Annotated in this window: 20 protein-coding genes, 1 tRNA gene and 1 other RNA gene; 6 read left to right on the plus strand and 16 right to left on the minus strand. The window is 62.2% G+C overall.

What is annotated here, in order from left to right; translation table 11 throughout:
* Positions 1-5: 5 nt before the first annotated feature.
* Both ccmB and ccmA read right to left on the minus strand, forming a co-directional pair.
* Positions 6-665, minus strand: coding sequence for a heme exporter protein CcmB (gene ccmB / locus ACMA5I_RS11130; protein WP_525886344.1), 660 nt, complete (start codon positions 663-665; stop codon positions 6-8).
* Entirely contained in the window at positions 662-1294 is a 633-nt protein-coding gene (gene ccmA / locus ACMA5I_RS11135) for a heme ABC exporter ATP-binding protein CcmA (RefSeq protein ID WP_525886345.1), read from the minus strand. The genes ccmB and ccmA overlap by 4 nt, the downstream gene beginning before the upstream one ends.
* Positions 1295-1612: 318 nt before the next feature.
* On the opposite strand from ccmA, the gene acnA reads away from it, so the two are divergent.
* Entirely contained in the window at positions 1613-4387 is a 2775-nt protein-coding gene (acnA, locus tag ACMA5I_RS11140) for an aconitate hydratase AcnA (RefSeq protein ID WP_525886346.1), read from the plus strand.
* A gap of 42 nt (positions 4388-4429) precedes the next feature.
* Positions 4430-4870, plus strand: a complete 441-nt coding sequence (locus ACMA5I_RS11145; RefSeq protein WP_525886347.1) for a methyltransferase family protein — start codon at positions 4430-4432, stop codon at positions 4868-4870.
* Here the strand turns inward: ACMA5I_RS11145 and ACMA5I_RS11150 are convergent.
* Positions 4853-5089 (minus strand): sulfurtransferase TusA family protein, encoded by a 237-nt coding sequence (locus tag ACMA5I_RS11150; RefSeq protein WP_525886348.1) that lies wholly within the window; start codon positions 5087-5089, stop codon positions 4853-4855. The genes ACMA5I_RS11145 and ACMA5I_RS11150 overlap by 18 nt on opposite strands.
* Positions 5090-5197: 108 nt before the next feature.
* Here ACMA5I_RS11150 and ACMA5I_RS11155 point away from each other — a divergent pair, with 108 nt between their 5' ends.
* Genes ACMA5I_RS11155 through ACMA5I_RS11165 form a run of 3 tightly spaced genes read left to right on the plus strand, consistent with a single transcriptional unit; the run spans position 5198 to position 8504 of the window.
* A complete protein-coding gene (locus tag ACMA5I_RS11155; protein ID WP_525886349.1) occupies positions 5198-5929 on the plus strand; it encodes a cytochrome c biogenesis CcdA family protein in 732 nt (243 codons plus the stop codon).
* Positions 5926-7149, plus strand: a complete 1224-nt coding sequence (locus tag ACMA5I_RS11160) for a hypothetical protein (protein ID WP_525886350.1) — start codon at positions 5926-5928, stop codon at positions 7147-7149. The genes ACMA5I_RS11155 and ACMA5I_RS11160 overlap by 4 nt, the downstream gene beginning before the upstream one ends.
* Positions 7149-8504: a cytochrome P450 gene (locus ACMA5I_RS11165; RefSeq protein ID WP_525886351.1), complete on the plus strand. Its 1356-nt coding sequence runs from the start codon at positions 7149-7151 to the stop codon at positions 8502-8504. Before ACMA5I_RS11160 ends, ACMA5I_RS11165 begins: the two co-directional genes overlap by 1 nt.
* Here the strand turns inward: ACMA5I_RS11165 and ACMA5I_RS11170 are convergent.
* Genes ACMA5I_RS11170 through fumC form a run of 3 tightly spaced genes read right to left on the minus strand, consistent with a single transcriptional unit; the run spans position 8501 to position 10323 of the window.
* A complete protein-coding gene (locus ACMA5I_RS11170; protein ID WP_525886352.1) occupies positions 8501-8728 on the minus strand; it encodes a ribbon-helix-helix domain-containing protein in 228 nt (75 codons plus the stop codon). The two genes, ACMA5I_RS11165 and ACMA5I_RS11170, sit on opposite strands and share 4 nt — an antisense overlap.
* A complete protein-coding gene (locus tag ACMA5I_RS11175) occupies positions 8721-8897 on the minus strand; it encodes a DUF4169 family protein (protein WP_525886353.1) in 177 nt (58 codons plus the stop codon). Before ACMA5I_RS11175 ends, ACMA5I_RS11170 begins: the two co-directional genes overlap by 8 nt.
* A gap of 34 nt (positions 8898-8931) precedes the next feature.
* Positions 8932-10323 (minus strand): class II fumarate hydratase, encoded by a 1392-nt coding sequence (fumC, locus tag ACMA5I_RS11180; protein WP_525886354.1) that lies wholly within the window; start codon positions 10321-10323, stop codon positions 8932-8934.
* Positions 10324-10405: 82 nt separating this feature from the next.
* Here fumC and ACMA5I_RS11185 point away from each other — a divergent pair, with 82 nt between their 5' ends.
* On the plus strand, positions 10406-11212 hold the full coding sequence (locus ACMA5I_RS11185) for a hypothetical protein (RefSeq protein WP_525886355.1): 807 nt from the start codon (positions 10406-10408) through the stop codon (positions 11210-11212).
* A gap of 3 nt (positions 11213-11215) precedes the next feature.
* Here the strand turns inward: ACMA5I_RS11185 and ACMA5I_RS11190 are convergent, their stop codons facing one another.
* The 10 genes from ACMA5I_RS11190 to gcvP all read right to left on the minus strand — a co-directional run bounded on the left by ACMA5I_RS11190 (position 11216) and on the right by gcvP (position 20628).
* Positions 11216-11683 carry an SspB family protein gene (locus ACMA5I_RS11190; protein ID WP_525886356.1) on the minus strand — a complete coding sequence of 156 codons (468 nt, stop codon included), beginning with the start codon at positions 11681-11683 and terminating at the stop codon, positions 11216-11218.
* A gap of 72 nt (positions 11684-11755) precedes the next feature.
* Positions 11756-12802 carry an NAD(P)H-dependent flavin oxidoreductase gene (locus ACMA5I_RS11195; protein ID WP_525886357.1) on the minus strand — a complete coding sequence of 349 codons (1047 nt, stop codon included), beginning with the start codon at positions 12800-12802 and terminating at the stop codon, positions 11756-11758.
* Between the two features lie 57 nt (positions 12803-12859).
* Positions 12860-13207, minus strand: a transfer-messenger RNA (tmRNA) gene (gene ssrA, locus ACMA5I_RS11200).
* The gene (locus ACMA5I_RS11205; protein ID WP_525886358.1) at positions 13200-13940 is read right to left on the minus strand and encodes an acetoacetate decarboxylase family protein; all 741 of its coding nucleotides are present in this window, start codon (positions 13938-13940) and stop codon (positions 13200-13202) included. Before ACMA5I_RS11205 ends, ssrA begins: the two co-directional genes overlap by 8 nt.
* Positions 13941-14017: 77 nt before the next feature.
* The gene (locus ACMA5I_RS11210) at positions 14018-14419 is read right to left on the minus strand and encodes a ketosteroid isomerase-related protein (protein ID WP_525886359.1); all 402 of its coding nucleotides are present in this window, start codon (positions 14417-14419) and stop codon (positions 14018-14020) included.
* A gap of 186 nt (positions 14420-14605) precedes the next feature.
* Complete coding sequence (locus ACMA5I_RS11215) at positions 14606-15160, minus strand: hypothetical protein (protein ID WP_525886360.1); 555 nt, start codon at positions 15158-15160, stop codon at positions 14606-14608.
* A 64-nt stretch (positions 15161-15224) separates the two neighbouring features.
* Positions 15225-16715 (minus strand): sodium/proline symporter PutP, encoded by a 1491-nt coding sequence (gene putP, locus ACMA5I_RS11220; protein WP_525886361.1) that lies wholly within the window; start codon positions 16713-16715, stop codon positions 15225-15227.
* A 90-nt stretch (positions 16716-16805) separates the two neighbouring features.
* Positions 16806-17579 (minus strand): hypothetical protein, encoded by a 774-nt coding sequence (locus ACMA5I_RS11225; RefSeq protein WP_525886362.1) that lies wholly within the window; start codon positions 17577-17579, stop codon positions 16806-16808.
* Positions 17580-17648: 69 nt separating this feature from the next.
* A tRNA-Arg gene (locus ACMA5I_RS11230) sits at positions 17649-17725 on the minus strand.
* Positions 17726-17790: 65 nt separating this feature from the next.
* Positions 17791-20628: an aminomethyl-transferring glycine dehydrogenase gene (gene gcvP, locus ACMA5I_RS11235; RefSeq protein WP_525886363.1), complete on the minus strand. Its 2838-nt coding sequence runs from the start codon at positions 20626-20628 to the stop codon at positions 17791-17793.
* Positions 20629-20670 lie beyond the last annotated feature (42 nt).

Below are 20670 nucleotides of genomic sequence, written 5' to 3' on the forward strand. Positions count from 1 at the left end.
GAATTTCAATTCCCGGCGTTGAGATGAAGGCGCAGGCAGAACGCCGCAACGGGCGGCGCAGCGAGGGCGAGCAGCAGGGTGAGACCTGAAAGGAGCGCGAGGGCCGGGAGCGGATCGCCGCCAGTGGAGGCCAGTTGCGCGGCTTTTGCGCCGAGGATGAGGGTCGGGAGCGTCGCCGGGAGCATGGTGACCGCGAGCAGGAGGCCGCCGCGGGTCAGCCCCATGGTCAGCGCCGCGCCGATGGTCCCGATGAGCGAAAGCGCTGCCGTGCCGATGAATAGTGACGCCATCAGGGTCGGGATCGCGGCGGCGGAGAGGTTCAGCATCAGCGCCAGCACCGGGGAGAGGATGGTCAGCGGCACCCCCGTCAGCAGCCAATGGGCGAGGGCTTTGACGGCGGCGATTTGCCAGAGCGGTTGGCTCATGGCGAGCAGATCGAGCGTGCCGTCTTCTTGGTCGCGGGCAAAGAGCCGGTCGAGGGAGAGCAGCATCGCCAGCAGCGCGCCGAGCCAGAGGAGGCCGGGGGCAATGGGTTGCAGGAGGTCGCGCTCCGGTCCGATGGCGAAGGGCGCGAGCGCGATGGTGATGAGGAAAAACGACAGCGCCAGAAGCGCGCCGCCGCCGGTGCGTAGACCGAGCCGGAGTTCGCGGAGCAGCAGACTCATGAGGCGGGTTCCAGAAAAGGGCTCTCCACACGCCGGGTTGGCGGGGCGAGGGTGAGCGTGTCCGTCGCGACGCCGAAGCCCGAGAGATCCGCATGGGTCGCAATCAGCGCGATCCCGCCTTGGGCAAGATGCGCCTGCAGCATCGTGCCGAGCCGCGCGATCGACGCGCTGTCGAGCGCGTTGGTCGGCTCATCGAGCAGCCACAGCCGCGCGGGCGTCAGCGCCAGACGCGCCAGACCCGTGCGGCGTTTCTGCCCCGCCGAGAGCCGCGCCGCCGGGCGGTCTGCAAACCGGGCGAGGTCCATCGCGTCGAGCGCCGCGTCCACATCGCCGCCCACGAGGCCAGCCCAGAAGGCGAGGTTTTCGCGAACGGTGAGCGCCGCGCTGATCCCGTCGCGATGGCCGGAGAACTGCACCGCCCCCGGCGGAAGATCCGCGATCCGCTGGCCATCGAGCCGCACCGCATCGGTCTGGATCAACCCCGCCACCGCGCGCAAAAGCGTGGTCTTGCCGGCACCATTCGGCCCGCGCAGCGCCAGCGCTCGGCCAGTCTCCACCGCGAACGACACCCCCTCCAGCACCCGGCGGGCGTCAAAACGGATCGAAAGATGGTCCACGACAAGGCTCATGCGCCCCGCTTACCAGCCCGCCCGCCGCCCGTCCATCGGGCTTTGCGGGGCGGCTGCTGCGGGGGTATGTGCACGTCGCCGCACATGAGTGCGATGAGACGCTCATGGACATGCGGCATGGGATCAAACGCAATGGGCCATCCCAGCGTCGCACCGCTGCCCCTAAAATTCTCCGTCAAATCGTCTCGTATTTTCCCGCCATCCGGCATTGACAATCTCCGGCATACAATTGTATGCGTTGCGTGATCCTTGATGATCCAGTCCCTCTGGGTCATACAAGACAAGACTCGGAGCCAGACCTTAGCCGGAGGACCCCCTATGCCCATTAAAGTCGGAAATGATTCCAACAACACGCGCCGCACGCTCGAAGCGGGTGGCAAAACATTCGCCTATTATTCGATCAAGGCGGCGGAAGAGGCCGGGCTGGGGAATTTCTCCAAACTGCCGGCATCGCTTCGCGTCGTTCTCGAAAACATGCTGCGCTTCGAAGATGGCGATGATGTGAAAACGGACGACATCAAGGCGTTTTCGGAATGGGCGGATAAGGGCGGCAAGAACCCGCGCGAGATTTCCTACCGTCCGGCCCGCGTGCTGATGCAGGATTTCACCGGCGTTCCCGCCGTGGTGGACCTTGCCGCGATGCGCGACGGCATCAAGGGCCTCGGCGCGGACCCGGAGCTCATCAACCCGCTGAACCCGGTGGACCTCGTCATCGACCACTCGGTCATGATCGACGAGTTCGGCAATCCGCGCGCGTTCCAGATGAATGTGGACCGCGAATATGAGCGCAATGGCGAGCGCTACCAGTTCCTCAAATGGGGGCAGGGCGCGTTTGAAAACTTCCGCGTGGTGCCGCCGGGGACCGGGATCTGCCACCAGGTGAACCTCGAATATCTGGCGCAGACCGTCTGGATGGATGAGGACCAGAATGGCGAGATGGTGGCTTACCCGGACACGCTCGTCGGGACGGACAGCCACACGACCATGGTCAACGGCCTCGCGGTGCTTGGCTGGGGTGTGGGCGGCATTGAGGCGGAAGCCGCGATGCTCGGCCAGCCGATCTCGATGCTGATCCCCGAAGTGGTCGGCTTCAAGATCACCGGCAAGCTGAAGGAAGGCGTCACCGCGACCGACCTCGTGCTGCGCGTTGTGGAAATGCTCCGCGAACATGGCGTGGTCGGCAAATTCGTCGAGTTCTATGGCGAGGGCATGGAGAACATGCCGGTCGCAGACCGCGCGACCATCGGCAACATGGCCCCGGAATATGGCGCGACCTGCGGCTTCTTCCCGATTGACGATCAGACCATCAAATATCTCCGCAACACCGGCCGCGACGAGGACCGCATTGCGCTGGTTGAGGCTTACGCAAAAGAAAACGGTTTCTGGCGCGATGAGAATTACGAGCCGGTCTATTCCTCCACGCTGGAGCTGGATATGGACACGGTGGAGCCGGCAATCTCTGGGCCGAAGCGTCCGCAGGACCGGATCATCCTCAAAGACGCGGCATCGGCTTTTGCGAAATATATCGACGGTCAGCGCGAGGCGAAGGACGAATCCGAAGAGGCGGAAGAGGACTGGAACGCCGATGGCGGCGCGCCGGAGCCTTATGACATTCCGGGTGATATTGGCAAGCACAAGCGGGTGAAGGTCGAGGGCGAGGATTATACGCTCCATGACGGCTCGGTCGTGATCGCCTCGATCACCTCCTGCACAAACACCTCGAACCCTTATGTGATGATCGGCGCGGGCCTCGTGGCGCGCAAAGCGAACGCACTTGGCCTCAAGCGCAAGCCTTGGGTGAAAACCTCGCTGGCCCCTGGCTCGCAGGTGGTGTCGGACTATCTCGAAGCGGCAGAGCTTCAGGACGATCTCGACGCGCTCGGCTTCAACCTCGTCGGCTATGGCTGCACGACCTGTATCGGCAACTCCGGCCCGCTGGAGCCGCAGATCTCCAAAGCGATCAATGAGGGCGACATCATCGCGACGTCTGTCCTCTCGGGGAACCGCAACTTCGAAGGCCGGATCAGCCCGGATGTGCGCGCGAACTATCTCGCCTCGCCGCCGCTGGTCGTCGCCTATGCGATTGCGGGCGACATGAACATCAACATCGCCGAGGACGTGATTGGCACCGACAAGGATGGCAATGACGTCTACCTGAAAGACATCTGGCCGACGGCGCAGGAGATCTCGGATCTGGTCGAAAAGACCGTGACCCGCGAGAGCTTCCAGGAGAAATACGCCGATGTGTTCAAGGGCGACGAGAAATGGCAGTCCATCGAGACGACGGACAGCCTGACCTATGACTGGCCCGCAGGCTCGACCTATGTGCAGAACCCGCCTTACTTCCAGGACATGGGCCCGGATGCTGGCGAGATCAAAAACATCGACGGCGCACGGATGCTGGCCCTTCTGGGCGACTCGGTCACGACCGACCACATCTCGCCCGCAGGCTCGTTCAAACCGTCCTCGCCCGCCGGTGAATATCTCACCGAGCGTCAGGTCGAGCCGCGTGACTTCAACTCCTACGGGTCGCGCCGCGGGAACCATGAGGTCATGATGCGCGGCACCTTCGCCAATATCCGCATCCGCAACGAGATGCTGGACGGGGTCGAAGGCGGCTACACCAAAGGCCCCGATGGCGAGCAGAAGGCGATCTATGACGCGGCGATGGAATATGTCGAAGCGGGCACCCCGCTCGTCATCATCGCGGGCAAGGAATACGGCACCGGCTCGTCCCGTGACTGGGCGGCGAAAGGTACGATCCTGCTCGGCGTCAAGGCGGTGGTGGCCGAGAGCTTCGAGCGGATCCACCGCTCCAACCTCGTCGGCATGGGCGTTCTGCCCTTCGAGTTCACCGGCGGCGACACGCGCACGAGCCTCAATCTGACGGGCGAGGAGAGCGTGAGCATCTCCGGCCTCGAAGACGGGTTCAAGCCGCAGGCCGAAGTGCCCGCGACCATCACTTACGCCAATGGGGAGACCAAAGAGATCACCCTGAAAAGCCGGATCGACACCAATGTCGAGATGGAATATGTTAAGAATGGTGGGGTACTTCATTATGTTCTGCGCGATCTTGCGCGGAAGAATGGCTAAAACCCGTCGGACCTGATCGTCGGGAAACGGACGAGAGGCACGATGCGGCATCGCAGTAATCCATTGATCTGGCTGGCACTTTCTGTGCTGGCCAGTGTCATTTTAAATGGGGTGCTGCCGCTGTGGCGCTTTGACGTTACGCGCTGGATCTGGGGGCCGCTCGCCGTGCTGGCGCTGTGGTTCCTCAACTCCGCTTTGCGTCATATGGCGCATTTCCGGCTGGTCTACGCGGTGAACCGCCGATTGGACCAGAGCGATATCGGCGGCCCGTTCAAACGCGGGCGCAATCCGATCTATACCGGGATCACCATGCTCTATTTCGCGTTTCTGCTGTGGCTCGGCAGTCTGAGCGCCTTCCTGCCCTTCATCGCCTTCGTGATGATCATGGACCGCTACATCATCCCCGAGGAAGAGGCCCAGATGCTCCGGCGCAACCAACGCAAGGCGGCCGCCTATCTCGACTCGTCACGCCGTTGGTTCTGACGGTTTCTCCACCACAAAACGCCAAGGCGGGCCGTCACTTTGCGACAACAGCACCCAGTTTTGTTCGCCGCAGGCATGGGGCACATCGACCCGCGCCGCCGGATCATCCGCCAAAAGCGTCACACGCGTGCCGGGCGCGGCCGCGCGGAGCGCCTTCAAGAGGCGCAGAACGGGCAGGGGGCAGAGCAGGCCGGTGGCATCAATCTCGTGGGTGTCCATGACAATCGTCTAGACCTCCGCAGCGCCGTGGTCCAGAGTCCCGCCGATATTAGGAAGATATGAAGAATATTCATTTCGAAGTGTTGAGGCTTTTGCTAGGAACGCTCCATGATTGGATTTGATATTGTCGATGCTGGGCTGTTGCCCGCCATGATCGTCGCGCTAGCGGCGGGAGCCTTGAGCTTCCTCTCGCCCTGCGTCTTGCCGATCGTGCCGCCCTATCTGGCCTATATGACCGGCGATGCGGCGAGCGGGTCGCAAAAACGCCCGGTGCTCTCAGCGCTGTTTTTCGTGGCCGGGCTTTCGACGGTATTCCTCATCCTGGGCTTCGGCGCGCTCCTCTTCGGCGCGGTGCTGATGGAGAACCAGGCGCTGGTCGCCAAGCTCTCCGGCGCGGTGGTGATCCTGTTTGGCCTGCATTTTCTGGGTGTGATCCGCATCCCGCTGCTCTACCGCGAAGCCCGGTTCGACGGCGGCAAGGGCGGCTCGCCGCTCGGCGCTTACGTGCTCGGCCTCGCCTTCGCCTTCGGCTGGACGCCCTGCATCGGCCCGATGCTCGGCACCATCCTGATCCTCGTCAGCCAAGAACATGACGCCGCGCGCGGCCTTGTCCTGATGGGCATGTATGCCGCCGGGCTCGGCATCCCCTTCCTGCTCGCCGCCGCCTTCCTGCCGCGCTTCACCGAGCATTCCGCGCGGTTCCGCAAACATCTGCCGCTGATCGAAAAGCTCATGGGCGGGCTGCTGCTGATCGTCGGGTTCCTGCTCATCACCGGCAATTTCGCCGCCATCTCCTTCTGGCTTTTGGAGCAATTTCCGGGGCTTGCGAAGATCGGATGACGGAGACGGACGCGCCGCAACCTGACACCGCCGCGCCGCGGGTGCGCCGTCGCAAGGTGTTTTACCTGCCGGGTTACGATCCCATGGCACCCCGCCGTTACCGTGAGCTCTACCGCAAACAGGCGGGCCGCCAGGCGGCGATTTCGGGCTATGACATCACGGTCAAGGCGACCTCCTCGAAACGCGCCAATTACAGCTGGCACGCCGAAATGGTGCATGACGGCGCGCGTAGCGAGGCCGATATCGAGTTCCTGATCTGGAACGACATCGTGCAAGCCTCGATGGAGCGCTCGATCTTCGCGACCTATATCCTGATGTGGCGCACCCTCTGGATCTACATGCGCAGCCGCACCCTCTCCGCGCTTTACAAAATGCGGCCCGCCCCGATGATCGCGGCGCTCTACCCGGTTTTCGCCCTGAATTTGCAGCTTTATTTCGCCTGGCTCATTGGTGAGATCATTGCGTGGCGGCTCACGGGCTGGATCGACACGCTGGTTGTCTGCACCACGATTGCCTGCGTCTTGCCGATTTTCCGGCGCTATGATCGCCATATTTTTGCCTATTACCTGCTCCACGACTACGCCTTTTCGGCGCAATTCAATGGCCGCACGCCGCCGGAACTGCGCCCCCGTATCACCGATTTCGCTGCCCGCGTCAGCGCCGCGCTCGATCAGGATTATGACGAGGTGCTGGTGGTCGGCCACAGCTCCGGCGCGCATCTGGCGGTGGAGGTGCTGGCGAAACTCTTGACCGAGCGCGACGTGCCGGCGGAGAAAGAGCTGGCCTTTCTGACGGTCGGCCAAGTGATCCCGATGATTAGTTTTCTGCCGGATGCCAATGAGTTGCGGCGCGATCTTAATTTTCTCGCGCGGACGGAAAATCTCACATGGGTCGATGTGTCCGCACCTTCAGACGGAGCCTGTTTCGCGCTCTGCGATCCGGTCGCGGTGTCCGGGGCCAAGCCCGCGCCGGAGGAAGATTACGGCCCTAAGATCATCTCCGCCGCCTATACGGAAACGCTCTCGGATGAAACGCGCCGCCGCATCCGTTTCCGGTTTTTCCGCAAGCATATTCAGTATCTTTATGCCTTCGACCAGCCGCGCGATTACGACTATTTCCAGATCACGGCGGGGCCGCTCAGCCTGAAATCCCGCTTCGGCTGGCGCGAGTCAACGGCCAGTACCGTGGGCGACGTCTATTCGCGCTACACGGATTTCTGATGGCGTTCCGGCCGCCCAAACCGGCGACCCGGCCGCGCTTCGCGACACCCCTTCGGCGCCTCCTGCGGTTCCGCAAAGACATCTTCGCGAGCCAGCCCGAACATCTCTACCGCGCCTGGATGGCGGAGCAGAAAACGCCGTTTTATAATAGCTATTTTATCAACGATCCCGAGCTCTTGGACGATATTCTTAAAGCGCGCCCGATGGCGTTTCCCAAGAGCGAGATCATCGCGAAAACCCTGCGCGATCTGCTCGGCGCGTCGGTCTTTGTGACCAATGGCGCGCTCTGGGAAAAACAGCGGCGGATCATCGACCCGGCCTTCGCAGGCGGGCGGTTGAAGCCGACATTCCCGGCTATGCTGGCGGCGGTCGAGGCGGCTCTGGCGCGGCTGGAACCGGGGGAGGTTGAGATTGAATTCGAAGCCTCGCATCTGGCCGCGGACATTATTTTCCGCACGCTCTTCTCCATCCCGATCACCCATGAGACGGCGAGCGAAGTCTTTGAGAATTTTCGAACTTATCAACGGGCGCAGCCGGTTTTGAACCTCGCGGAGTTGATGCGGCTTCCGTCATGGGTGCCGCGCTTCCGGCGCAAGGCCGTGGTGTCCTCGGCGGCGACAATCCGCAGTCTTCTGAGCGATCTCGTAGCGGAGCGCGCGCGCCAGATCGAGAGCGGCACTGCGCCGGATGATCTCGCTACCAAGATCATGACTTTTGCGGACCCGGACACCGGCGAGGGCTTCACCCCGGAGGACATGGTCGACCAGGTCGCGATCTTCTTTCTGGCGGGGCATGAGACCAGCGCCTCGGCGCTTGGTTGGGCCTTGTATTTGCTGGCGGAATCGCCGGAGGTGCAGGCGCGCGTTGCGGCGGAGGTGGACGCGACGCTCGGCAGCAGCCCGCCAGAATTCGCCGACCTCACGCGCCTGACCTTCACCCGCGACGTGTTCCGCGAGACGCTGCGCCTCTATCCGCCCGTCCCGATGATGGTGCGCGAAACGAAGCAAACGGAGCGCTTCCGGGGCCGGGCAATCAAACCCGGCTCGCTCGCGATCCTCTCACCCTTCCACCTCCAGCGCCATCAACGTCTCTGGGACGCGCCGGACCTGTTCGACCCGGACCGCTGGAGCCGCCGGGAGAGCCGCGAGAATATTCGCAATCATTACATGCCCTTCTCCGCCGGGTCGCGCATTTGCCCCGGAGCGGGGTTCGCGATGATAGAGGGGATCCTGGCGCTCGCAATGATCATCCGCCGTTTCGAGATCACCGCCACCGCGCGCAAGCCGCAGCCGGTGGCGCATCTCACCTTGCGGGCGAAGGACGGAATCTGGCTGAAGCTGACGCCGCGCGGTTAACGTGCCGCCTGATAATGGCGCAGGATATAGACGCGGATGGCCGAGGCGAGGCCGGCGCTGGTACCGCGCGCCTCGTCAATTTCGGCGGCCAATCCATTGATCGTGCGGCCCTTTTCCTCGGCAATCTCGACAAAGGCGCGCCAGAACGCATCTTCCAGCGTGACCGAGGTGCGGTGGCCGCGCAGGGTTAAGGAATGTTTGCGGGGGCGGCCTAAATCACTCATCACGCTTATGCCCCTCATGATCGCGCTGCGCTTTCTCGCGGAGTGCGTCGAGAAACTCGCGCTCCTCCCGCGACACACCATGTTTCGCGGCGTTTTCATCGCCTTTGCGGGCCTTTTCCGCCCGCTCGCGCGCCTTCCGCGCCTGTCTGAGATTGATGATCTTGCTCATAAAAAAAGCCCCGGCACTGGGCCGGGGCGTCTCGTTATTTGGGGCCGATCATGTCTTCGGGGCGGACGACCTCGTCGAAGGTTTTCTCGTCCACAAAGCCGAGATTGACCGCTTCTTCCTTGAGCGTGGTGCCGTTTTTATGCGCCGTTTTCGCGACCTTGGTGGCGTTGTCATAGCCGATGGTCGGGGCGAGGGCGGTGACGAGCATCAGGCTTTCTTTCATCAGCTTGTCGATCCGGGCCTCGTTGGCCTCAATCCCGCTCAGCATCCGCTCGGTGAAGCTGTCGGTCGCATCGCCCAGAAGTTGGATGGATTGCAACAGGTTATAGGCCATCATCGGGTTATAGACGTTGAGCTCGAAATGGCCTTGTGAGCCTGCGAATTTCATCGCGGCATCATTGCCCATGATATGGGCGGCGACCTGCGTCAGCGCCTCGGCCTGGGTCGGGTTCACCTTGCCCGGCATGATCGAGGAGCCCGGCTCGTTCTCCGGCAGGATCAACTCGCCCAGACCTGAGCGCGGGCCGGAGCCGAGGAAACGGATATCGTTGGCGATCTTGTAGCACGCACCCGCGGTCGTCGCGATGGCGCCCGAGAGGAACACCATGGCGTCATGCGCGGCGAGGGCTTCGAACTTGTTCGGCGCGGTGACGAAGGGCAGGTCGGTGATCTCGGCCATGTTCTTGGCCACATCCTCGCCCCACCCCTTGCGGGTGTTGAGCCCGGTGCCGACAGCCGTGCCGCCTTGGGCCAGCTCGTAAATGCCCGGCATCGCGGTTTCGATGCGCGCAATCCCCTGACGGATCTGCTGCGCATAACCGGAGAATTCCTGACCCAAGGTCAGCGGCGTCGCATCCTGCGTGTGGGTGCGACCGATCTTGATGATGCCCTTGAAGGCTTCGGATTTTTTCTCAAGACCTTCGAGCAGTGTCTTCAAGCCCGGCAGCAGCACATCGCGGACCGACATGGCGACGGCGATATGCATCGCGGTCGGGAAGGTGTCGTTGGAGGATTGCCCCATATTGCAGTGGTCATTCGGATGCACCGGGTCTTTCGAGCCGATCTCGCCGCCGAGGATCTCGATCGCGCGGTTGGCGATGACCTCATTGGCGTTCATGTTGCTTTGCGTGCCCGAACCCGTCTGCCAAACGACCAGCGGGAAATTGTCGTCGAACTTGCCCTCGATCACTTCGCCCGCGGCCTCAATGATCGCATCGGCCAGTTTCGCATCGAGCGCCCCGGCTTCCTTGTTCGCCTGCGCGCAGGCTTTTTTCACCACACCAAGGGCGCGGACAATCGCGATGGGCTGCTTTTCCCACCCGATGGGGAAGTTCATCAGGCTGCGCTGCGTCTGCGCGCCCCAATATTTTTCACTGGGAACCTCAAGCGGGCCAAAACTGTCGGTTTCGGTGCGGGTTGCGCTCATCGCGTCTCTCCTCCAATGGCTTTTCCGTGCTATACTAGCCTCGCCCAGCCATGGCAATTGAGCAGCTTGAGAAAGGTCGGCGATGATCGGTGACATTGTAATCCCGGATGCGGAGCACCGCGCCCAGCCCGACCGCCCGCAGAAAAGCGATGATTACCGGAAAATCCAGCAAAAACTGATCTCTACCGTGGGGGCGATCTGCATCGGCATCCCGCTCATGGCCTATCTTGTGAACACGCAGAGCGCCTGTTTTTCGGACTCCATCAGCCATTTTTACTATCGCGCGCTTTGGGGGGACATCTTCGTGATGGCGCTGGCGGTGGCGGGGGTGCTGTTGATCGTGTTCCGCTCGGATACCGGAATTTTCGACCATGCCGCCTTTGTGGCGGGGCTGTTGCTGCTCATCGTGGCGCTGGTGCCGACGGGCGGCTCGGGCTGTGCGAGCGGATCGCAAAGCATGGAGGCGCGGGCGTTTTTCGCCTATGACGCCGCGGCCGATTGCGCCGAGGAGGCGGTCTGCGAGGAGCCGGTCACGGCGGAACTGGAATTCGAGGGTTTCGCGCCCGCTTTTATCCATAAAGCGGCGGCGATTGCCTATCTTGTGCTGCTTTTCGTCCTGTGCACCTTCGGCTTCACCCGCATCACCGATGAGGACAAGATCGGCGGCAAGGTGGTGCGCGCCAAACGCATCCGCAACGCGATTTACCGGCTGTGCGGGGCGTTCATGGCCGGGGCGATGCTGTTTTATGTCGCGAGCAAACTCGGCCTCACCAGCGTCGAACACCCGACCTTCTGGGTCGAGTTCATCGCGCTGATTGCCTTCGGCGTCGCGTGGCTCGTCAAAGGGCGCGTGTTCAGCCAGATGCTGAAAAGCCCGCGCGAGGCGTGAGGTTTATTTCCGGAATTTATCGAGGCTGAGGATTTCCGCGCCGCCGCCATCATCATCGGGCGTTTCGGGCTCTTCATCTTCGCTCATCGGGGCCTCGGGCGCGTCCTCATCTTCATCGACTTCGTGAGAATCAAAGCGCAGGCCGAACTCCACCGAAGGGTCGACAAAGGTGCGGATCGCATCGAAGGGGATCACCAAGGGCTCGGGATTGTTGCCGAAATTCAGCGTGACGGTGAACCGGTCCTCCATCACGGCGAGATTCTCGAACCAGTCCTGCATGACGATGGTCATCTCGCTGGGATAGCGTTCGAGCAGCCATGGGGCCATATCGACGCCCGGATGCGCAGAATCAAAGGTAATGAAGAAATGGTGCTTCCCGGGAAGCCCGTTTTCCGCGACATCGCCGAGCACACTGCGCACCAGATCGCGCAGCGCATCATGCATTCGTCGTCCGTAATCGATACCGTCCATGGGGAAGCACCCTAGGGGATTCTCATCTGTTCTGTAAGACGAAAATCTCGCCGGATCGTTAAAAAAGTGTGGCTATTGCATTTCTTCGGCAAGGGCTTGCACAAGATCGGCGGCGCGGCTCTGGCGGGCGCGACGGTGTGCGGTTCCGGCCCAGAAGGCACCATAGCCGGTGTTTTCCTGTGCCAGCGCGGCAGCGTGGAGCGCCTTGCCCGCATCATAGGCGTAAGGGTAGGGGGCGAGCGGCGGCGCGGTCTCATCGCTCGCCAGCGCGGTAAAGGCATTGTCGAGGCAGCGCGCCGGACGGCCCGAGATCCCGGCGGTCATGGTGGTGCCGGGCGCGGTTTGGAGCGCCGCCTTATGGGCCGCAGGCGCGGGCGACTCGTCGCAGGCCAGAAACGCCGTGCCCATTTGCACACCATCCGCCCCGGCCTCCAGCATCGCGCGGATGTCTTTGCCGTCCATGATTCCGCCCGCCACGATGAGCGGGCGCCGCGTGTGCGGGCGGACCGCCTCCAGAAGCGCGCGAGTCGAGAGCTGCGCATCCGGGCCATGTTGGTCGCGGATGCCGCGATGGCCACCCGCCTCGAAGCCTTGCAAAACAAGCGCATCCATCCCGGCGGCCTCGTTTTTTTGCGCGTCCTCAAGCGAAATCGCACTGCCGAGGAGCACGCAGCCCGTATCTTTCAGCGCGGCGATTTGCCCGTCTTCCGGCAGGCCGAAATGAAAGCTCACCACTTTGGGCCGCGCGGACAAAACAATCTCGGTCAGCACTTCATGCCCCCGAAAACTCTCATAAATACGATGGAGCGTCTCCGGCGGCGTGGCGTCAAGCGCGGCGAAATGCGGCGCGAGATAGGCGAGCCAGCGGGCATTGGCCGCCGGGTCCTCCGCCTCATTCTCGTGACAGAAAAAGTTAACATTGACCGGCCGGGTGGTCCTCTCCGAAACCGCCGCCAAGGTCTCGCGCACCCCGTCCGGCTTTTTTGCCCCGAGGCCGAGACTGCCGAGCGCGCCCGCTTCGGAGACCGCGACGGCAAGTTCAATCCCATCCGAGCCCGCCATCGGGGCCTGAATGATCGGCAGGGTGCAGCCAAGCTGCTCGAAAAACGCATGGGTCATGCGCCTGAGCCTAGCGAAGCTTTCAAAAGGAAGAAACGAAAATGGAGCGGACATGAAAATGCAGGCTTCTGTTGCCAGGTGCCTGCGAACCCCGCCTTAACCTGCAAAGGTCAAGGGCTTAGATTTCGGTTTCGTTACCGCTTACGCAGCAACAGCCACCGGAGCATTGTTGTCGTTTGCAACTAGCTTTTGTGAACCGATAACGGTGGTGTCTCACCGAAACAAAGCTACATCTTTAGACGTCCGTCGATCCTATTTCGGCCCCATGATCCCCAAACGAAGGATTTTGGTGGAGCCGCCGGGTACCGCCCCCGGGTCCGATCCGCTTATTCCATGCGCGTTTATGTCCATAGTCCCCGAAGGAACAGGATGAATTTAGGCCCGCTGGCCCCCAAATTCAAGGGGCCATATAGTCGTGAACGACCTCGCCGAGCCCGAGCGTCAGATCGCTCAGGATGTGGCTCGCGCCCAAAACACGCTTCACCGGAAGCTGCGCACAGGGGGCGAGGGCATGGGGATGCAGCTCCAGCGCCGCCGGGCCGGTCCATGCGCCCTTCACGGTGATGTCCTCCAGATGATAGCGCACCAGCTCGCAAATCCGCGGGGTGCAGTCGACATGGGGGACGATCTTGAGCAGGAAGCCCGGCTCCTCCATGGATTTTTTCACCTCATCCAGATCCAGCGCCTTGTGCTTGAACCCCATGGTCCCGGTCGCGACCCGTTCGCCATCCATTTCCAGCGTGCCGACCAGCGTTTCCTTGCGCGATTCCAGCTTCGGCTGGCCGAGCTTTTTCGGAAAGCCCCAGATTTCCCGCCCGCCATTGATCGGCGCGTCATCGTCGAGATACATCGAATGAACATAGGCACCCTTGCGGCCCTCAAAGGCCACCGGGATCACCTGACCGCTCTCGGTGTAATTGCCAAAACCGGTCGAGTCCGGCATGCGGATGAACTCGTATTTCACGATCGGATTGATGATCTCCAGCGGCTCCGGCACGACGGCGCGCAGCGCGTCCATATCGGTTTCATAGGAGATGATGAGATATTCGCGATTGACGAAGCGATACGGCCCGCGCGGATAGGACGGGCTCGTCAGCGGCATGGCGAAGGCGGTGTTTTTTACATCTTCAGGGGTCATGGTTACTCCTTTTGCCGGAGCGTCTGCCACATCCCGAAGAAGATGAAAAGCCACAGTAAAATGACGTCGCGCCGCGTTTACCCGCCGACTTGCGCGATCCAGTCCTGCAAATTGTAATAGGTGGTGACGCGGGTGATCTTCTCGTTCTCGATCTCGAAAAACGAGCCGGCGGGCAGGCGGTAGGTCTGGCCGTTCGCCTCGGGCAGCCCCTCATCGGTGGCGAGATATTCGCCGTTCACGATGAATTCCGCTGCGCCGCGCGTGCCGTCCTCGCTGACCATGAGGACCAGATCCGTCAGCCGCTCCTTGTAACAGCGGTCCATATGGGCGGAGAACGCTTTGAACTGATCCAGCCCCTTGCGAATGCCGCCCTGGTTAACATGATGCGCCACGTCTTCGGACAGCAGCGCGTGCATCCCGGCACTGTCGTCTGCGTTAAAGGCGTCGAAATAGGCGGTGAGAATGTCGCGTGTGGTCATTTGGCTCTCCTTTTGGGGCGAGGCTTCCACACCCCGCCGCGTGTGAAAAGCGACGGATGCGGCGTGCCGCAAATTTACCTCGACACCGCCGCAATGTGCGGGCTCAAACTTACGAGGTCCGCAGCCGCGTCACGAAATCTTCCGGCGGCGTTTCGGGCGGCAGGAAAAAGGCGCTGACCGGGATCATCAGTTGCGCCGTTTTCCATCCTCAGAAAGCGTCCCGGTTGTTTCTATAATGTCCGGTGCCGTGATGTTCAGCACAACGAAGCGCTCTGAAGGCGTCTCTTTTGGACCGATAGGAGTGCCATCGCCGAGATGAGTTCCGGCCGTTGCCGTGTCTTGCACTATGAGCGCAGCAACCTTTACCCGAATTTCCAATTCGTTCTGGGGAAGACGCCTAACGATGATGAGGTCTTTCGGAACCGCGCGACCCGTCTCGTCTTCCGTGAGACCGGCGATCAATTCATCAACTGTTATGCTGATGTTTCTCCGGCAAATTGCGATCTCTTCCGAAACGTCGCTTTCACCGCCCTCGCAGAACCCCAGACCGCTAGTCGCGGTTAACTGGTCATAGATTTCTCGCTCCGTGGGCAGGGCGAACTCTACGACTGCGTTTTCGTCATCCTTGATCGTCAGAGTGACCTCACTGCCTAAGCAGCCGGTCAAGATAAGAAAAAGCCCGAAAAATGTGAGGAGGCGATACATAAAGATCCGTTCAAAGTCGTCCGGGGTGGAATACATCAGCCAAGCACACATGCAAAGGGCGGGACTAAGCCCGCCCTTTTCCAGTTTGTTTCCCGCCCCCTTACGAGGTCAGCGGGCGATACTCGTTTTGCGGCTCGGTCATCAGACTCACGACAATGATCGCGGCGAAGGCCATGATGAAGCCGGGGATGATCTCGTAGACACCCGGTCCGCCCATGAATTCACCGTTCCAGCCAAGCGAGATCCAGAGGATCACCGTGGCGGCGCCGACGACGAGGCCGGAGACTGCGCCCCAGCCGGTCATGCGGGACCATGTCAGCGACAGGATGATCAGGGGTCCGAAGGCCGCGCCGAAACCGGCCCATGCGTTGGCGACGAGGCCGAGCACCTGGCTGTCCGGGTCGCCCGCGATGAGCGCGGCGACCACGCCGACGAGCAGCACGCAGATCCGGCCGACCATTACCGTCTCGCCTTCGCTCGCATCGCGGCGCAGGAACAGGCGGTAGAAATCCTCGGTCAGCGAGGAGGAGGAGACCAGAAGCTGCGAGGAGATCGTGCTCATGATCGCCGCCAGAAGCGCCGCATAGAGGAAGCCGGTCACGAGCGGATGGAACAAGAGGTTCGCCAGAACGATAAAGATCGTCTCCGCGTCCTCGACCACGATGCCGTTGCGCTCCGCATAGGCCCGGCCAAAGATGCCGAGCGAGATCGCCCCGACCAGCGAGACCGCCATCCAGCCCATGCCGATATTGCGTGCCGTGCTGACTTCATCCACTGAACGGATCGCCATGAACCGCACGATGATATGCGGCTGGCCGAAATAGCCGAGCCCCCAAGTCACCGCCGAGAGGAAGCCGATAAAGGTCAGCCCGCGGGTGAGCGACAGGAAATTGCCGTCGATGGGATCGAGGGTTTCGCGGGCCTGCTCAAGGCCGCCGCCGCCCGGTCCGAAAAGGACGATCGCCGGCATGATGATCAGCGCCAGCATCATGATGACGCCTTGCACGAAATCCGTGAGGCTCACCGCGAGAAAGCCGCCGATGACGGTGTAGGTCAGCACGATGATCAGCGTCAGCCAGATGCCGATGGAATAGTCGCTCATGCTGTTTAGGTTCACCAGATCGCCAAACGCGCTTTCGAAGAGCTTGCCGCCTGCCACGAGGCCGGACGCGGTGTAGACCGCGAAGAACAGCACGATGATCACGGCGGAAATGGTGCGCAGCGCAATCGCCTTGCTCGGGAAGCGGTTGGCGAGAAAGGCGGGGATGGTCAGGCTGTTATCATAGCGCTCGGTCTGCTCGCGCAGGCGCGGCGCGACGATGATCCAGTTGAAAAGCGCGCCGACGAAAAGCCCGATCCCGATCCACGCCTCGACGAGACCGGCGGCAAACAGCGCGCCCGGAAGGCCGAGCAGGAGCCAGCCGGACATGTCCGACGCGCCCGCGGAGAGCGCCGCGACCGCCGGCGGCAGGTTGCGCCCGCCCAGAATATATTCTTCCGAACTCGATGTGGATTTGCGGTAGGCGTAAAAGCCGATCCCGATCATCAATGCGAAATAGAGAAAAAGCGAAATCCAGATGCCAATCGCCATAGTCCCCCCTTGGTGTTGTCATTCAAAGATGGGGAAACCTTTCACACCTTTTCGTGAATGTGAAGGGTCGCGGGCGGGATTTCTTATGTTTTATAGGGGTTTTCGCAGGTTTTTTGCGTCTTGTCCTGCGGTGTTTTGCCGCGATTTGAGATAAGCGCGGTGATGCAGCCCCGAATTGTCTGGCCGGTTTTGAACGATCCACCGCGTCAGGCGCCGGATCTCGGGATGGCCAGAGCGGGCATGGGTGCGGAAAAGCGCGCTCTCCTCCAAGGCTTCGGGCAAATTGTTCCGAATGTGATCCGCGCCGCGCGGCAGCACCCACATCTTGCGGCCCGCCCGGATCTGATGGGCGCTGAAGGCGAGATCGACAAAGCCGCCTGCGCACGCAACATCGTCAAGGCTCGGGAGGTTCTTCCCCAGGCAGCACACCGTCCCCGTGCCAAGGATCGTCGCCCCCCAAACCTTGTCGAGCGGTTTGCGGAACATGAAATTCCGCCAGCCTTCACGGCCAACCGCTTTCTTGAAAATCCACGCATGGCCCTGATAGCCAAAGACATTTTCCTCCAGCCCGATCTCGCGCGCCTGCGCCAGCGTGGTCTCGACATAATCGGGCGGGTAGAGAATATCGTCGTCGATGGTGAAGACCACATCCTCCGGCGCGGGCGGAAAGGCGAATTTGCCGGTATCCATGAGATCGCGCTCCGGGATTACGGCGGTGATCTTCGGACCTGTCAGCGCTTCGGGAACGGCCGCATAGCCATTCAGCGCCACGAAGAGATGATCCACCTGCGGCAGAATACTCCGCACCGTCTCCGCCAAAATATTCGCTCGCGGCGGAAAACTCGCCAGATGCGCGCGTATCATCGCGTCCCCTTCACAGGCCAAACCCGCCCGACCATCGCAGGGGAACACGCTCGCAAACAAGGGAAAATCTGGCGCACCCATGAGGATTCGAACCTCAGACCTCTGCCTTCGGAGGGCAGCGCTCTATCCAGCTGAGCTATGGGTGCGTCTCGCGATTCCATAACGGAGGGCGGGGCAGGGTGCAATCCCCGCCCCGCCTGTCGGGCGAAAATTATTCCGCCGCCTCGGCATAACTCTCCAGCGGCGGGCAGGAGCAGATGAGGTTGCGATCCCCATATGCGTTGTCCACCCGGTTGACCGGCGCCCAGTATTTGTCGACCCGGAACGCCCCCGGCGGGTAGCAGGCTTCTTCGCGCGAATAGGGGCGGTCCCATTCGCCGACGAGATCCTCAACCGTGTGCGGCGCATGGCGCAGCGGGCTGTTTTCAATGGGATAATCGCCCGACGCCACCTTGTCCGCCTCCGCGCGGATGCCGAGCATTGCCTCGCAGAACCGGTCGAGCTCCGCCTTCGGCTCGCTTTCCGTCGGCTCGACCATCAGCGTGCCGGCGACGGGCCAGCTCATGGTGGGGGCGTGGAAACCGCAGTCGATCAGGCGCTTGGCCACATCATCCACGGTGACGCCCGCGAGATCCTTGAGCGCGCGGGTGTCGAGAATGCACTCATGCGCGACCCGGCCATTGGCGGAGTAAAGCACGTCATAGGCGCCCTTGAGCCGCGCCGCGATGTAATTGGCGTTGAGGATCGCGACCTTGGTGGCTTGGGTCAGACCCGCGCCGCCCATCAGGAGGCAATAGGCCCAAGAGATCGGCAGGATCGAGGGCGAGCCGAAGGGCGCGGCGGAAACCGGCCCGACCGCGCCGCCGGTCAGCGGATGGCTCGGCAGGAAGGGTTTGAGATGCGCCTTCACCCCGATCGGCCCCATGCCCGGACCGCCGCCGCCATGGGGGATGCAGAAGGTCTTGTGCAGGTTGAGATGGCTCACATCGCCGCCGAGATCACCGGGGCGCGAGAGGCCGACCATCGCGTTCATATTCGCGCCGTCGATATAAACCTGCCCGCCATGCTCGTGGGTGATCGCGCAGACCTCTTTGACCGTCTGCTCAAACACGCCATGGGTCGAGGGATAGGTGATCATGCAGGCGGCGAGATTATCCGAGTGTTTCTCGGCCTTTGCACGGAAATCCTCAAGGTCAATATCGCCATTCTCCGCCGATTTCACGACGACCACTTTCATCCCCACCATCTGCGCCGAGGCGGGGTTGGTGCCATGAGCGGAGGTCGGGATCAGGCAGACATCGCGCTGCGTATCGCCGCGATCCAGATGATAGCCCCGGATCGCCAGAAGCCCCGCATATTCCCCCTGCGCGCCGGAATTGGGCTGCATGGAGACCGCGTCATAGCCGGTGACCTTGCAAAGCTTGTCCTCCAGATCCTGCAGCATCTCGTGATAGCCTGCTGCCTGCTCGGGCGGGCAGAACGGGTGCAGCGCGTTAAACTCCGGCCAGGAAATCGCCATCATCTCGGCAGTCGCGTTGAGTTTCATCGTGCAGGAGCCGAGCGGGATCATCGCCCGGTCGAGCGCCAGATCCCGGTCCGCGAGGCGGCGCATATAGCGGGTCATCTCCGCCTCGGCCCGGTTCATGTGGAAAATCGGGTGGGTGAGATAGTCGCTGGTGCGAATGAGGCTGTCCGGCAGGCGGTAATCCGTGTCCGGCAGATCGCCGTCATGGCCGAAAGTGCGCAGCACGCCCTCAATGGTTGCGGCGTCGGTGGTCTCATCCGCCGAAATGCCGACGCGGTTCGTTCCAACAGGCCGCAGATTGATCCCTTCGGCGCGGGCCGCTTCCAGCACCGCGCCCTGATCCTTCACCTCCACCGTGAAGGTGTCGAAGAAAACGCGCGGCTCCACGGCGTAGCCCATGGCGTCGAGCCCGTTCGCGATGCGGCTCGCGGCAAGATGCACATTTTGGGCAATGGCTTTGAGCCCATTCGGCCCGTGGAACACCGCATACATGGAGGCCATCACCGCCAGAAGCGCCTGCGCGGTGCAGACATTCGACGTCGCCTTTTCGCGGCGGATATGCTGTTCGCGGGTCTGGAGCGACAGGCGGTATGCACGGTTGCCGCGCGCGTCGACCGAGACGCCGACAATCCGGCCCGGCATGGAGCGTTTCAGCTCATCCCGGCAGGCGAGATAGGCGGCGTGCGGGCCGCCATAGCCCATGGGCACGCCGAAACGCTGGGTCGAGCCGATGGCAATATCCGCGCCCATTTCGCCCGGCGGCGTAAGCAGGCAGAGCGCCAGCGGGTCGGCGGCGACCACGGCCAGCGCCTTCTCCGCGTGAAGCGCGTCGATCAACCCGCTGAAATCGCGGACCGTGCCGGTCGAGCCGGGATACTGGAAGATCGCGCCAAACACCTTTGACGGATCGAGGTTTTCCGGTGCATCGACAATCACCTCCCAGCCGAGTGGTTCGGCGCGGGTGCGGGTGAGATTGATCGTCTGCGGGTGGCAATCTTCGTCCACAAAGAACGCGGTCGCCTTCGACTTGCTCGCCCGCTGCGCCAGCGCCATGGCCTCCGCGGCGGCGGTGGCTTCATCGAGAAGCGACGCGCCCGCGACCTCGAGCCCCGTAAGATCCGAAATCATCGTCTGGAAGTTCAACAGCGCTTCGAGACGGCCCTGCGAAATCTCCGGCTGATAGGGCGTGTAAGCCGTATACCAAGCCGGATTTTCCAGGATATTCCGCTGGATCGCGGGCGGCGTGACCGTGCCGTAATAGCCCATCCCGATCATGCTTTTCATGACCGTATTGCGATCCGCCACGCGCCGCAGACGCGCCAGAACCCCTTGCTCGGACAGCGCCTCCTCCCAAACCAGCGGCGCCTCCTGCCGGATGTCCTTGGGCAACGTCTCGTCGATCAGCGCGTCGAGACTGTCCACACCAATCACGGACAGCATCTCGGCCATCTCATCGGGAGACGGGCCGATATGGCGGCGATTGGCAAAATCATAAGGGGCGTAATCGGTGGGTGTGAAGGTCATGCTCTCGTCCGTGTCTCGGCAAGGGGGAAAGGGGCCGGGCGG

Origin of the sequence: Jujubicoccus corallicola (assembly GCF_047345645.1) — a bacterium.
GTDB lineage: Bacteria > Pseudomonadota > Alphaproteobacteria > Rhodobacterales > Rhodobacteraceae > JBLEFH01.